This window comes from Streptomyces sp. NPDC012474, assembly GCF_042955185.1.
GTDB classification, from domain to species: domain Bacteria; phylum Actinomycetota; class Actinomycetes; order Streptomycetales; family Streptomycetaceae; genus Streptomyces; species Streptomyces cahuitamycinicus.
On record NZ_JBIBEP010000003.1, the window covers coordinates 254583 to 267999 of the forward strand.

17 protein-coding genes are annotated in these 13417 nt (G+C 65.9%); all 17 read left to right on the plus strand.

Annotation, left to right across the window (positions count from 1 at the left end):
- Positions 1-6 precede the first annotated feature (6 nt).
- Positions 7-549, plus strand: coding sequence for a barstar family protein (locus ACFY9S_RS09310; protein ID WP_391124824.1), 543 nt, complete (start codon positions 7-9; stop codon positions 547-549).
- 293 nt (positions 550-842) lie between these two features.
- Positions 843-5387, plus strand: a complete 4545-nt coding sequence (locus ACFY9S_RS09315) for a DUF6531 domain-containing protein (protein WP_391124828.1) — start codon at positions 843-845, stop codon at positions 5385-5387.
- A 28-nt stretch (positions 5388-5415) separates the two neighbouring features.
- On the plus strand, positions 5416-5847 hold the full coding sequence (locus tag ACFY9S_RS09320) for an SMI1/KNR4 family protein (RefSeq protein ID WP_391124831.1): 432 nt from the start codon (positions 5416-5418) through the stop codon (positions 5845-5847).
- Positions 5848-5997: 150 nt separating this feature from the next.
- On the plus strand, positions 5998-6465 hold the full coding sequence (locus ACFY9S_RS09325) for a hypothetical protein (protein ID WP_391124833.1): 468 nt from the start codon (positions 5998-6000) through the stop codon (positions 6463-6465).
- Positions 6456-7157 carry a hypothetical protein gene (locus tag ACFY9S_RS09330; RefSeq protein ID WP_391124836.1) on the plus strand — a complete coding sequence of 234 codons (702 nt, stop codon included), beginning with the start codon at positions 6456-6458 and terminating at the stop codon, positions 7155-7157. Before ACFY9S_RS09325 ends, ACFY9S_RS09330 begins: the two co-directional genes overlap by 10 nt.
- A 415-nt stretch (positions 7158-7572) precedes the next feature.
- Entirely contained in the window at positions 7573-7881 is a 309-nt protein-coding gene (gene rpsJ, locus ACFY9S_RS09335) for a 30S ribosomal protein S10 (protein WP_003948644.1), read from the plus strand.
- A gap of 17 nt (positions 7882-7898) precedes the next feature.
- Positions 7899-8543 (plus strand): 50S ribosomal protein L3, encoded by a 645-nt coding sequence (gene rplC / locus ACFY9S_RS09340; RefSeq protein ID WP_102909540.1) that lies wholly within the window; start codon positions 7899-7901, stop codon positions 8541-8543.
- Positions 8544-8547: 4 nt separating this feature from the next.
- Positions 8548-9204: a 50S ribosomal protein L4 gene (gene rplD, locus ACFY9S_RS09345; protein WP_102909541.1), complete on the plus strand. Its 657-nt coding sequence runs from the start codon at positions 8548-8550 to the stop codon at positions 9202-9204.
- On the plus strand, positions 9204-9623 hold the full coding sequence (rplW, locus tag ACFY9S_RS09350; RefSeq protein WP_102909542.1) for a 50S ribosomal protein L23: 420 nt from the start codon (positions 9204-9206) through the stop codon (positions 9621-9623). Before rplD ends, rplW begins: the two co-directional genes overlap by 1 nt.
- A 38-nt stretch (positions 9624-9661) precedes the next feature.
- Positions 9662-10498: a 50S ribosomal protein L2 gene (gene rplB / locus ACFY9S_RS09355; RefSeq protein WP_031141294.1), complete on the plus strand. Its 837-nt coding sequence runs from the start codon at positions 9662-9664 to the stop codon at positions 10496-10498.
- Positions 10499-10510: 12 nt separating this feature from the next.
- Positions 10511-10792: a 30S ribosomal protein S19 gene (rpsS, locus tag ACFY9S_RS09360; protein ID WP_003992359.1), complete on the plus strand. Its 282-nt coding sequence runs from the start codon at positions 10511-10513 to the stop codon at positions 10790-10792.
- Between the two features lie 42 nt (positions 10793-10834).
- Entirely contained in the window at positions 10835-11182 is a 348-nt protein-coding gene (gene rplV / locus ACFY9S_RS09365) for a 50S ribosomal protein L22 (protein ID WP_030839668.1), read from the plus strand.
- Entirely contained in the window at positions 11182-12009 is an 828-nt protein-coding gene (rpsC, locus tag ACFY9S_RS09370) for a 30S ribosomal protein S3 (RefSeq protein ID WP_030860973.1), read from the plus strand. The genes rplV and rpsC overlap by 1 nt, the downstream gene beginning before the upstream one ends.
- Positions 12010-12014: 5 nt before the next feature.
- Positions 12015-12434, plus strand: coding sequence for a 50S ribosomal protein L16 (gene rplP / locus ACFY9S_RS09375; protein ID WP_030839663.1), 420 nt, complete (start codon positions 12015-12017; stop codon positions 12432-12434).
- Positions 12434-12658, plus strand: a complete 225-nt coding sequence (gene rpmC, locus ACFY9S_RS09380; protein WP_010036720.1) for a 50S ribosomal protein L29 — start codon at positions 12434-12436, stop codon at positions 12656-12658. The genes rplP and rpmC overlap by 1 nt, the downstream gene beginning before the upstream one ends.
- Positions 12658-12945, plus strand: a complete 288-nt coding sequence (gene rpsQ / locus ACFY9S_RS09385) for a 30S ribosomal protein S17 (RefSeq protein WP_010036717.1) — start codon at positions 12658-12660, stop codon at positions 12943-12945. Before rpmC ends, rpsQ begins: the two co-directional genes overlap by 1 nt.
- Positions 12946-13048: 103 nt before the next feature.
- Positions 13049-13417, plus strand: a complete 369-nt coding sequence (rplN, locus tag ACFY9S_RS09390) for a 50S ribosomal protein L14 (RefSeq protein WP_003992364.1) — start codon at positions 13049-13051, stop codon at positions 13415-13417.

Genomic DNA, 13417 nt, shown 5'->3' on the forward strand with positions numbered 1-13417 from the left:
TCAGCAATGACCAGCTTTGACACCACGGGGACATCAAAGCCCTGGGTCATCTTCGTTTCGCAAGGAGAGAGCAGGATCAAGCGGCAGCTGTCGAGACTGGAGGCGAAGGGAGGGCGTGTCCACCGCTTCGACTCCCGCGACCTGCTGACCGAGCAGGGTGCCTGCCGCTCGTTCGCGGAAGCCCTGCAATTCTCCGGCTACTTCGGCGGGAACTGGGACGCGTTGGTGGACTGCCTGGACGACCTGTGCGGCGCGGTGACAGGCGGAGTCGGGATCGCGGGGGTGATTCATGACGCGGATCGCCTGCTGCAAGCGCCACACTTCCCGCTCTTCGTGTCCGTTCTTTGCCAGGGCGCGGACCGTGCGAACTCTGCGGTGGATCTCGATGGTTTCCCCCTGGAACGGCCCGCGACCGCCCAACACTTCGTATTCGAGTTCCTGAGCTTCGATCGCGAGGCAGTGGCCGCGAGGATCGAACAGCCTGACCTGACCGTCGTGACCGGAGAAACGTTCGTCGCTGCCGAACTCTCCTGGGAGCAATGGCACTGAGTCGCGGAGAGCAGCCACGGAGAGGGCGTATGACTGGGAGACCGATGAGGTCTGTTGCACCCCTGATCACCGGCGCCGCACGAGGCGCCGCGTGCCAAGGGCCCTGACGGGGCCGCCGAGCACCCCTGTGCTCCTGACGCCGGCCTGCGCAGCTCGCAGCACAAGCCCCACCTTTCCGTCGAACGGCTGTGCCTTGTAAGTTCACGTGTGCATACGGTTGTTGACGTTGATGTGCGCGTGACGGGGGTTGCGGTATGGCGGGGCACAGGCCTGCGGACTGGCATGTCCTTGATTTGGACAAGGATCCGACGCCTGGTGATCCGCAGCGGGTACGCACACTCGCGAAGCACCTGCACGACTTCGCCGACGACGTGTCCGATGCGCTGCGTCTGGTCAAGGGCATGGCGGGGGAGGGCACGCTCCTGGAGTGGGCGGGCAAGTCGGCGGATGTCTTCAAGGAGGACTTCGCGGATGTGCCGAAGAACCTCAAGAAGCTGAAGAAGTCCTATGAGATGTGCGGGGACGCGCTGGCGGACTTCTGGCCGAAGCTGGAGCGTGCGCAGTCGCTGGCGGACAAGGCCCTGCGCAAGGGCCGTGAGGCCCGCGACAGCCTCTCCTCGGCCCAGTCCCGTCTCACCTCGGCCGACTCGTGGGTGACGCGGGCGGGCAAGGAGGCGGACAAGTACAAGGACGACCCGACCGGCAGCAAAGGCGCCGAGAAGCCTGATGAGGCCAAGGTGCGGGCCGCGACGCGGGATGTCCAGCACGCCGAGTCGGCCCAGTCCAAGGCTCAGTCGGACGTCTCCGACGCGCAGGACGCGCTGGCCGCGGCGAAGAAGATGGCCGCGGACGCGCGCAAGATGCGTGACGAGGCGGCCCGCGAGGCGAAGTCGAAGATCGACGAGGCCTCGGACGCCGGTATTCAGAACCGGTCGTGGTGGGAGGAGGTCGGCGACTGGTTCGTCGATAACTGGGACACCATCGTCGCGGTCTGCAAGGTCGTCGTGGCGGTGGTCGGCATCGTTGCGATGATCATCGGAGGGCCGATCCTCGGTGCGATCGTGCTGATCGCCGCCGCGGTCGTGCTCGCCGACACGCTCTACAAATACAGCAAGGGTCAGGCGTCCCTGTGGGACGTGGGGCTGGCCGCGCTGGACTGCATACCGGGCATGAAGGGGCTGACCACGCTCGGGGGGCTGGCCAAGGGCCTGAAAGTTCTCGGCAGAGGCGGCCTCAAGGGCATGGCCCTGGGTGTCAAAGGACTCGGGAGGAGTGCCAAGGGCCTGGTCGGGGACGGCGCCAAGGGGGCCTACAACCGTCTGAAGACCAAGATTTTCGGATGCGGTGACCCCGTCGACATAGCAACGGGCGCGATGTATCTGCAGCAGACGGATGTTGAGCTACCCGGCCTGTTGCCTCTCGTGTTCACACGTCGTGCCTCCTCGAACTACCGCTGCGGATGGTGGTTCGGTCCGACCTGGGCCTCCACGCTGGACCAGCGGCTGGAGGTGTCCGACGGCAGCGCCGTCTTCGTCACCGAGGACGGCATGTTGCTCACCTATGAGACCCCCTCCACCACCGGCGCTTGTTCCTATCCGGATCAGGGACCTCGCTGGCCGCTCACCCTCCTCGACGGCGGCGGCTTCGAGATCCAAGACCACGACACCGGACACACACGGACCTTTGCGCCTGCGATACGAGGTCTGGCACTGCTGGACGAGATATCCGACCGGAACGGCACCTCCATCACGTTCGACTACGAGCCGGACGGCACACCGCTCGCCATGCGGCACTCCGGTGGCTACCACCTGACGTTCACCGTGGCCGACGACAGGGTTCGTGCGCTGCATCTGCGTGGGGCCGGCGAGGACGGAGTCGACGTCACCGTCAAGCGCTTCCTCTACACGGACGGTCGGCTCACTGGAATCGTCGGATCCGCCGGGGCCCCGCTGAGGCTCACCTATGACGATCAGCACCGAATCACGGCGTGGACCGACACCAACGGCAGTTCGTACCGCTACACCTACGACGAACGAGGCCGTTGCACCGCGCAGGGCGGTGAGGCGGGCCATGTCTCCTTCACCTTCGCCTACGACGGCATCGATGGCGACCGACCAGGTCATAGGGTCACGACGGTGACCAGCGCTTCCGGCGCCTCGAGCCGCTACGTCATCAACGCCGACTCGCAGGTGGTGGCCGACGTAGACCCCCTCGGCGGCCGGCGGACAAGGACGTACGACAGCAACCACCACCTCTTGTCGCACACCGATCCGTTGGGCAGGACCACGCGGGTCGAGTACGACGGTGAGGGCCGTTGCGCGGCGGTCGTGCGTCCTGACGGCGCTCGCAGCGAGTACACGTACAACGCACTCGGCCTGGCCGTGATGGTCGCTCTACCCGACCGCACGTCTGTCCGGAGTTCCTACGACGAGAAGGGGAACCGCACAGCGGTCACAGACCCCGACGGTGCCACGAGCAAGTACGCGTATTCGGCGGCTGGGCACCTGCGTGGAATAACGGACGCCCTTGGGCATACGACGACGATCCGCACCGATAAGGCGGGGCTACCCGTCGAAATAACCGATCCGCTCGGGGGTGTGATCCGCCACGAACGCGACGCGTTCGGACGCACTGTCCGGTTGACGGACCAGATGGGTCACGTCACCAGTCTCGAATGGTCCGTTGAAGGATGGCTGACTCGGCAGACGGACGCCGATGGCACGGAGGCATGGGAGTACGACGGTGAGGGAAATTGCCTCCGCCACGAGGACACCGCCGGCCATGTGACCACCTACGAATACACACACTTCGACCTACTGTCGGCCAGAACGGATTCTGCAGGGACGCGGTTCACCTACTCATATGATACGGATCTGCGCCTCAGCCAGGTGACCGCGCCCACAGGCGATACGTGGCGGTACATCTATGACGCCGCCGGTCGAATGGTGTCGGAGACGGACTTCGACGGTGCGACCACCCGATACGCCTATGACCTTGCTGGGCAGCTCACCGCGCGAACAAATTCCATGGGCCAAGCCATTCACATGGAACACGACATTCTGGGTCGCATGCTCCGAAAGCGCCTGGATGGAAAGACCACAAACTTCCGATACGACCTGGGCGGCCGCCTTACTGAGGCGATGAGTCCGGAAGCAACGGTCACCGTGACCCACGACGAGACGGGGCGGATCCTCACCGAAACGACCAACGGCCGTCATCTGACTCACACCTACGACCTGACGGGGCGTCGGCGAAGCCGCATTACCCCCAGCGGTGCCGTCAGCAACTGGAGCTATGACTCGGCGGGCAGCGCCGTCGAGTTCGTCACCTCGGGAAACACCATAAGCTTCGACCGAGACGGTCTGGGACAGGAACTGGCACGCCGGTTCGGCGACCGCACTGTATTGGCCAACACGTACGACCCGCGCGGACGTAGGCTCACCCAAAATCTGGTTCACGACGGCCACACGCGAGGGTGGCGTCGCTACAGCTACCGGTCCGACGGATACCTCCGAGACATCGAGGACTCGGCCGGGGCCCGCAGTGGCTACGAGACGGACCTGACGGGACGCGTGACCGCGGTGCATGGTCCGCAGGGCACGGAACGCTATGGCTACGACGCACAGGGGAACCAGACGCATGCGTCTTGGCCGGCCGTGTTCCCCGGCCAGGAAGCAGTGGGCGACCGCAGGTACCGGGGGTTGCGTCTGGAAAGGGCCGGCGGCGTGCGGTACGAGTACGACGCACAGGGACGCATCACGCTCCGGCAGAAGACACGGCTGTCGCGCAGGCCGGACACCTGGCGTTACGAGTGGGATGCCGAAGACCGTCTGACGGCAGTCACAACCCCCGATGGCACCCGCTGGACGTATCTCTACGATCCGCTCGGGCGTCGTATCGCCAAACAACGGCACACCGCGGACGGTGTCGGCATCGCGGAGCGCACTGACTTCGCGTGGGACGGCACCACGCTGTGCGAGCAGAGGACTTGGTCCGTCGACCAGCCGCAGGCAGTCGTCTTGACGTGGGACCACCAAGGGCAACACCCCATAGCCCAGACCGAACGCATACTGGATGCGGATGCCGGTCAACAAGAAATCGATCGGCGATTCTTCGGCATCGTGACCGACCTCATCGGCACCCCCACCGAACTCGTCGATGAGGAAGGAGAGATAGCTTGGCTCGCGCGGGCGACTCTCTGGGGCGCCACCACCTGGAGCCGCACCGCGCGCGCTTACACCCCACTGCGTTTCCCCGGTCAGTACTTCGACCTGGAAACCGGTCTCCACTACAACGTCTTCCGCTACTACGACCCCGAAACCGCTCGATATCTCAGTAGTGATCCTCTGGGTCTGGCTGCGAGCCCAAACCCCGCCACCTATGTCCACAATGCGTTGACGTGGTCGGACCCGTTGGGGCTCACTCCTTGCGAAGACGCTGCCAGGCAGGCCGCAGCCCGGAACGAGACAGTGCTGGGTCCGAACGTGCCCGCGCGAACCGAAGCGTCTGTCGGCAGCGCCGCAAGTCACAATTACAAGAAGACATTCTTCGAGGCGCATCCCGGGCTCAAGGGGAAGGTTGTCGTCCATCACGCAATCGAGCAACAGGTACTGAAGCGATATCCGGGTCTGTTTTCGGCGGACGAAATGCATTCCTTGGAAAACCTGCGAGGAATACCGAAGGGTGACATTAACAGCAGGGTTCACCTGAGTCAGATCCGTGTCGAGTGGAACAGGTTTTACGAGGCGAACCCTAACCCGACTCGACAGGAAGTGCTGGATCAAGTGACGCGAGTCGATGATATGCTCGGCAACTGGTTCAGCCCGCGCATCCGCTAGTCGTGCACGGAAAGATTGGTCCGAAAATATGTGGCGTGAGATCCTTGAAGCGTTCCCGTCGGCGGAACTTCGTGGCCCTGTTGATTCCAGCGCTCTCGACCGGATCGAGGGGGCCCTCGGTCAGCCGCTTCCCGCTGACCTCCGAGCGTTTTTGCTCGAGAGTGACGGACTTTCCGACGAGTACGGCACCGACGTCGTGTGGTCCGCAGAGCGGATTCTAGGTGACAATCTCTCGTTTCGCGGCGATGAACAGTACCGCTCGCTGTACATGTCTTTCGACTCTCTGATCTTCTTCGGCGACAACGGCGGTGGTGATCAGTTCGCTTTCGTGCGGCTGCCTGAACGTAATGAGGTGTTTGTCTGGGACCACGAGACGGACAGCAGAATTCTCGTGGCCCCGACTCTCGAGAGCTACGTGCGCAGCGCGCTCGAGAGCGACGGCGAGGACTGGTACCGGTAGTTCTATGGGCGGCCACTGGTGGCCCCGGTAGTTGCGAAGTTTCTCAAGAAAGCGTTTCAGGGTGGTCGCGAGGGGCGTCCGAGTGGTGGGTGACGAGTTCCGCAAATGATGGCCGTAAGTGGAGAACTGAGTCGCCTTTCCGGCCTCAGCATGCTCACCGGCCCGGCGGTGGCCGCCGTTCTCGACGCATCGGGCTGGGAAGGCGAACGCAGGAATCCGGCGAAGCAGTGGGCGACGACGTGGCGCCGCGATGACGCGCACGCCTGGATCCAGGGCGACGGCCCGGTGGAGGTGGAGTTCACGCTCTGGCACTGGGAGGTCGAGGACGAGCGGCCGGACCCTGACACCTACATCGACGACCTGTACGACGCCGCGTCCGCCGAGCTCCCCCGCGTGGTCGCCCAACTGGAATCGGGAGCCCTGGGGGCGCGACTCGAGACCGTGGACGAGGACCTGACGGACGGGGCGGACTACATCGACCACACGGCGTGGCGGATCGCGGACAAGGTCCTCCTGGCCGGCGTCAAGCATGACGACACCGACGCACCTGTTCAGCTGGTGGTGGTGATGCGGGAGTACGGCACGGGTGAACAGGACGACGCGGGGGAGTGGCTCTGACGCGCAGCCTGGCGTGCGGCGACGGCCCGCTCCCCTCGGCCCGAGCCGAGCGCATGGCGCGTGGGGTCTTCGCCGCCCTCGGCGGCATCGTGGAGATCGGCGCTGTCCGCTCCAACGGAACCTGGCTGCTCCCCGACGTCTCGGTCGGGGCGTTCCTCGGACCCCGGCAGGAGGATCTGGGCCGCCTCATGGAGGGGGTGCGCGTGGTCGGGCGGTTCTCCGGCGAGGTCATGGCCATCGCCGACGCGCTCGGCTACTTCCAGGACCACGAGGTGCACGCAGCCTCCCTGCTGCTGTGGTCCGAAGGGATCGCCGGCCTCCCCGGCCCCGTGGAGCGGCTGGAGGAGCCCGCGCTGGTGCGGCGCATGTGCCGTATCGGCGCCGATCTTCAGCTGACCCGGCTGCTTCAGGCCCTCGTCACCGCCGCCCTCGCCGCAGGCACCGAGCCGGGGGAGGGAGCCGCCGGGATCGCGGAGATCCTCCGTGTCGCATGCGGCCTCGTCGAACCGGGCCGCGCTCTGATCATCCCCGCCGAAGTCCACCGTATGTGGCGCGTCGCCCACCTCCCCGCCATCCTCCGCCCGGCGTCCGACGCACCCGAGTGGGGGAAGACCGGCTATCGGGCCTACGACGCAGAGCTGGAGCGGGTTCTTCAGAGGAAGAGGCCTCGGCCCGTCCGGCCGTGTGTTTGACCCACGTCACCCCCGGGGTATTCTCCTCAGCTCGATTGGCGTCCGCCATGCCCCGTATGGCAGACTGTCCGAGTTGCTCGGTCGAGTGTTGATGCTGCGCGCCTCCCGCCGGGAGGACCGGAAGCGAGTCCCACAGTACTCGTCGCCCTAACTGCCATCACGGCAGCGCTGGGGCGGACGTACGGGAATCTTTCGGGAAGTGTCAGTGCAGCGCCGACCAGGCACCCGGTGGGCCTTTCGCCCCCGGCTCGCGGTTCCGGTAGGGCCGTGCGCGATCCCGCAGGGATGTTCGAACAAGGGGCATCTGTGTCAGCGAGACTGCGACACGCCCGACCGCGTGGGTCGGAGGAGCGAAGGCAGCAACAGGGATCCACCGGGTTCCAGAGCGTTAGAGAGACAGGACTACTGAGTAGCCATGGCGGGACAGAAGATCCGCATCCGGCTCAAGGCCTACGACCACGAGGTCATCGACTCTTCGGCGAAGAAGATCGTCGAGACGGTGACTCGCACTGGTGCGTCGGTCGCGGGCCCGGTGCCGCTGCCCACTGAGAAGAACGTGTACTGCGTCATCAAGTCGCCGCACAAGTACAAGGACTCGCGCGAGCACTTCGAGATGCGCACGCACAAGCGCCTGATCGACATCCTCGACCCGACCCCCAAGACCGTTGACTCTCTGATGCGACTCGACCTCCCGGCCGGTGTCGACATCGAGATCAAGCTCTGAGGCCGGTGATCTGAACGATGGCTAAGCAGATCAAGGGCATCCTGGGCGAGAAGCTCGGCATGACGCAGGTGTGGGACGCGAACAACCGTGTTGTTCCGGTCACCGTCGTCAAGGCCGGCCCCAACGTCGTCACCCAGGTCCGCACGAACGACACCGACGGCTACGAGTCCGTCCAGATCGCGTTCGGCGAGATCGACCCGCGCAAGGTGAACAAGCCCCTCAAGGGCCACTTCGCCAAGGCCGACGTCACTCCCCGCCGCCACCTCGTCGAGATCCGTACCGCTGACGCCAGCGAGTACACCCTCGGCCAGGAGATCACCGCTGAGGTGTTCGAGGCCGGCATCAAGGTCGACGTGACCGGCAAGAGCAAGGGCAAGGGCTTCGCCGGTGTCATGAAGCGTCACAACTTCAAGGGCCTCGGCGCCGGACACGGCACCCAGCGCAAGCACCGCTCCCCCGGTTCCATCGGTGGCTGTGCCACCCCGGGCCGTGTGTTCAAGGGCCTCCGCATGGCGGGTCGTATGGGCAACGAGCGGGTCACCACCCAGAACCTGACCGTCCACGCCGTTGACGCGGAGAAGGGTCTGCTGCTCATCAAGGGCGCGGTTCCCGGTCCGAACGGCGGCCTCGTCCTGGTCCGCACCGCGGCCAAGGGGGCCTGAGGTAATGAGCACTGTTGACATCCTTTCGCCGGCGGGCGACAAGGCCGGTTCCGTCGAGCTCCCCGCGGAGATCTTCGACGTTGAGAAGGTCAGCATTCCGCTGATCCACCAGGTCGTCGTCGCACAGCTGGCCGCTGCCCGTCAGGGCACGCACAAGACCAAGACCCGCGGCGAGGTTCGCGGTGGCGGCAGGAAGCCGTACCGCCAGAAGGGCACCGGCCGCGCCCGCCAGGGTTCGACCCGTGCGCCGCAGTTCGCCGGCGGTGGCGTCGTCCACGGCCCGCAGCCGCGTGACTACTCGCAGCGGACCCCGAAGAAGATGAAGGCCGCGGCCCTGCGCCACGCCCTCACCGACCGGGCCCGCCACAACCGCATCCACGTCGTCTCCGGCGTGATCGAGGGCGAGACGCCGTCCACGAAGGCCGCCAAGTCGCTGTTCGGCAAGATCTCGGAGCGCAAGAACCTGCTCCTGGTCGTCGACCGCGCCGACGAGGCCGCGTGGCTGTCCGCCCGCAACCTGCCCCAGATCCACATCCTGGAGCCGGGCCAGCTGAACACGTACGACGTTCTCGTCTCGGACGACGTGGTCTTCACCCAGGCCGCCTTCGAGTCCTTCGTGTCCGGCCCGCAGGCCAATGACACCGAAGGGAGCGAGGTCTGATGGCTATCCGTCACCCCGCTATCGCCTCCAAGGCGGCGAAGAAGGCCAAGGCCGCGCGCGTCGCCAAGGCGCGCCGCCACGCCACCGAGGGCAAGAACACCGTCGAGACCCCGCTGAGCAAGTCCTTCACGGACCACCGTGACGTGCTGCTCAAGCCGGTCGTCTCCGAGAAGAGCTACGCGCTTCTCGACGAGGGCAAGTACACGTTCATCGTGGACCCGAGCGCCAACAAGACCCAGATCAAGCAGGCCGTCCAGGCGGTCTTCTCGGTCACGGTCACCGGGGTCAACACGATCAACCGCCAGGGCAAGCGCAAGCGGACCCGCACCGGCTTCGGCCAGCGCGCGTCCACCAAGCGCGCGATCGTGACCCTCGCTGAGGGCGACCGTATCGACATCTTCGGCGGTCCGACCGCGTAAGCGGGTCGGATCGTCCGATATCGGACGAGGACTGAGAAATGGGAATCCGCAAGTACAAGCCGACTACGCCGGGCCGTCGTGGCTCCAGCGTCGCCGACTTCGTCGAGGTCACGCGGTCCACGCCGGAGAAGTCGTTGGTCCGCCCCCTGCACAGCAAGGGTGGCCGTAACAACTCCGGTCGTGTGACCGTCCGCCACCAGGGCGGTGGCCACAAGCGCGCCTACCGCGTGATCGACTTCCGTCGTCACGACAAGGACGGCGTGCCGGCGAAGGTCGCGCACATCGAGTACGACCCCAACCGCACCGCGCGCATCGCGCTCCTGCACTACGCGGACGGCGAGAAGCGCTACATCCTCGCGCCGCGTGGCCTGAGCCAGGGCGACCGCGTCGAGAACGGTCCCGGGGCCGACATCAAGCCGGGCAACAACCTTGCCCTGCGCAACATCCCGGTCGGTACCACGCTGCACGCCATCGAGCTGCGTCCGGGCGGCGGCGCGAAGTTCGCCCGCTCCGCCGGCGCCTCGGTGCAGCTGCTCGCGAAGGAGGGCTCCATGGCCCACCTGCGCATGCCGTCCGGTGAGATCCGCCTGGTCGACCAGCGCTGCCGCGCCACGGTCGGCGAGGTGGGCAACGCCGAGCAGAGCAACATCAACTGGGGTAAGGCGGGCCGTAAGCGCTGGCTGGGCGTTCGCCCGACCGTGCGTGGTGTGGTCATGAACCCGGTGGACCACCCGCACGGTGGTGGCGAAGGCCGTACCTCGGGTGGTCGCCACCCGGTGTCCCCCTGGGGCAAGAAGGAAGGCCGTACTCGTTCGCCCAAGAAGGCGTCGAACAAGTACATCGTCCGCCGCCGCAAGACGAACAAGAAGCGCTAAGGACGGGTTGAGATGCCTCGTAGCTTGAAGAAGGGGCCCTTCGTCGACGACCACCTGATCAAGAAGGTGGACGCCCAGAACGAAGCCGGCACCAAGAACGTCATCAAGACCTGGTCCCGTCGCTCGATGATCGTGCCGGCCATGCTCGGCCACACGCTCGCGGTGCACAACGGCAAGACCCACATTCCGGTGTTCGTCACCGAGTCGATGGTCGGCCACAAGCTCGGCGAGTTCTCGCCGACGCGCACCTTCCGGGGTCACGTCAAGGACGACCGGAAGTCGAAGCGCCGCTAAACGCGGGGTGGAATGACCATGACAGACACTGGAAGGACAACCATGGAAGCCAGGGCCCAGGCGCGGTACATCCGCGTCACGCCCATGAAGGCCCGCCGAGTGGTGGACCTCATCCGTGGCCTGAACGCCACGGAGGCTCAGGCGGTCCTGCGTTTCGCCCCGCAGGCCGCGAGTCAGCCGGTCGGCAAGGTGCTTGACAGCGCCATCGCCAACGCCGCGCACAACTACGACCACACCGATGTCGACAGCCTCTTCGTCTCCGAGGCCTACGTCGACGAGGGCCCGACCCTGAAGCGGTTCCGTCCGCGTGCCCAGGGCCGTGCCTACCGGATCCGCAAGCGGACCAGCCACATCACCGTGGTCGTCAGCAGCAAGGAAGGAACCCGGTAATGGGCCAGAAGGTAAACCCGCACGGGTTCCGGCTCGGTGTCACGACCGACTTCAAGTCGCGTTGGTACGCCGACAAGCTGTACAAGGACTACGTCAAGGAAGACGTCGCCATCCGTCGGATGATGACGTCCGGCATGGAGCGCGCCGGCATCTCCAAGGTCGAGATCGAGCGCACCCGTGACCGCGTGCGTGTGGACATCCACACCGCTCGTCCGGGCATCGTCATCGGCCGCCGCGGCGCCGAGGCCGACCGCATCCGCGGTGACCTCGAGAAGCTCACGGGCAAGCAGGTCCAGCTGAACATCCTCGAGGTCAAGAGCCCCGAGACGGACGCTCAGCTGGTTGCTCAGGCCGTCGCCGAGCAGCTCTCCTCCCGCGTCTCCTTCCGTCGCGCCATGCGTAAGAGCATGCAGGGCACGATGAAGGCCGGCGCCAAGGGCATCAAGATCCAGTGCGGTGGCCGCCTCGGTGGCGCCGAGATGTCCCGCTCGGAGTTCTACCGCGAGGGCCGTGTGCCCCTGCACACGCTCCGCGCGAACGTGGACTACGGCTTCTTCGAGGCCAAGACGACCTTCGGCCGCATCGGCGTGAAGGTCTGGATCTACAAGGGCGACGTCAAGAACATCGCCGAGGTCCGCGCCGAGAACGCCGCCGCCCGCGCGGGCAACCGCCCGGCCCGTGGTGGCGCTGACCGCCCGGCCCGTGGTGGCCGTGGTGGCGAGCGTGGCGGGCGCGGTCGTAAGCCGCAGCAGGCTCCGGCTGCCGAGGCCCCCAAGGCCGACGCTCCCGCCGCCGCTCCGGCTGAGAGCACCGGAACGGAGGCCTGACCGAAATGCTGATCCCCCGTAGGGTCAAGCACCGCAAGCAGCACCACCCCAAGCGCAGCGGCATGGCCAAGGGTGGCACTGAGGTCGCGTTCGGCGAGTACGGCATCCAGGCGCTGACCCCGGCGTATGTGACGAACCGTCAGATCGAGGCCGCTCGTATCGCCATGACCCGCCACATCAAGCGTGGCGGCAAGGTCTGGATCAACATCTACCCGGACCGCCCCCTCACCAAGAAGCCCGCCGAGACCCGCATGGGTTCCGGTAAGGGTTCTCCTGAGTGGTGGATCGCCAACGTCAAGCCCGGACGCGTGATGTTCGAGCTGTCGTACCCCAACGAGAAGATCGCGCGCGAGGCCCTGACCCGTGCGGCCCACAAGCTGCCGATGAAGTGCAAGATCGTCAAGCGCGAGGCAGGTGAAGCGTGATGTCGGCCGGTACCAAGGCGTCCGAGCTGCGCGAGCTGGGCAACGAGGAGCTGCTCAACAAGCTCCGCGAGGCCAAGGAAGAGCTGTTCAACCTCCGCTTCCAGGCGGCGACGGGCCAGCTCGAGAACCACGGTCGGCTCAAGGCCGTCCGTAAGGACATCGCGCGGATCTACACCCTGATGCGTGAGCGCGAGCTGGGCATCGAGACGGTGGAGAGCGCCTGATGAGCGAGAGCAACGTGACTGAAGAGACCAAGACGGACCGCGGTTTCCGCAAGACCCGTGAGGGTCTGGTCGTCAGCGACAAGATGGACAAGACCGTCGTCGTCGCCGTCGAGGACCGCGTCAAGCACGCGCTGTACGGCAAGGTCATCCGCCGTACGAACAAGCTCAAGGCCCACGACGAGCAGAACGCCGCGGGTGTCGGCGACCGTGTCCTCCTCATGGAGACCCGGCCGCTGTCCGCGACCAAGCGCTGGCGCGTCGTCGAGATCCTCGAGAAGGCCAAGTAATCCCGCCTGGGGGGACCCCCCAGGCATCGTTCCGCCAGGCTCGGGGCGGGTGTGCAAGTGACGCATCCCGCCCCGGGAACCGGCAGACAATCAGGAGATAGACGTGATCCAGCAGGAGTCGCGACTGCGTGTCGCCGACAACACTGGTGCGAAGGAAATCCTTTGCATCCGTGTGCTCGGCGGCTCCGGTCGCCGCTACGCGGGTATCGGTGACGTCATCGTCGCCACCGTCAAGGACGCGATCCCCGGTGGCAACGTGAAGAAGGGTGACGTCATCAAGGCGGTCATCGTTCGCACCGTCAAGGAGCGCCGCCGTCCGGACGGCTCGTACATCCGCTTCGACGAGAACGCCGCCGTCATTCTCAAGAACGACGGCGACCCTCGTGGCACCCGTATCTTCGGCCCGGTCGGCCGGGAGCTGCGCGAGAAGAAGTTCATGAAGATCATCTCCCTCGCGCCGGAGGTGCTGTGA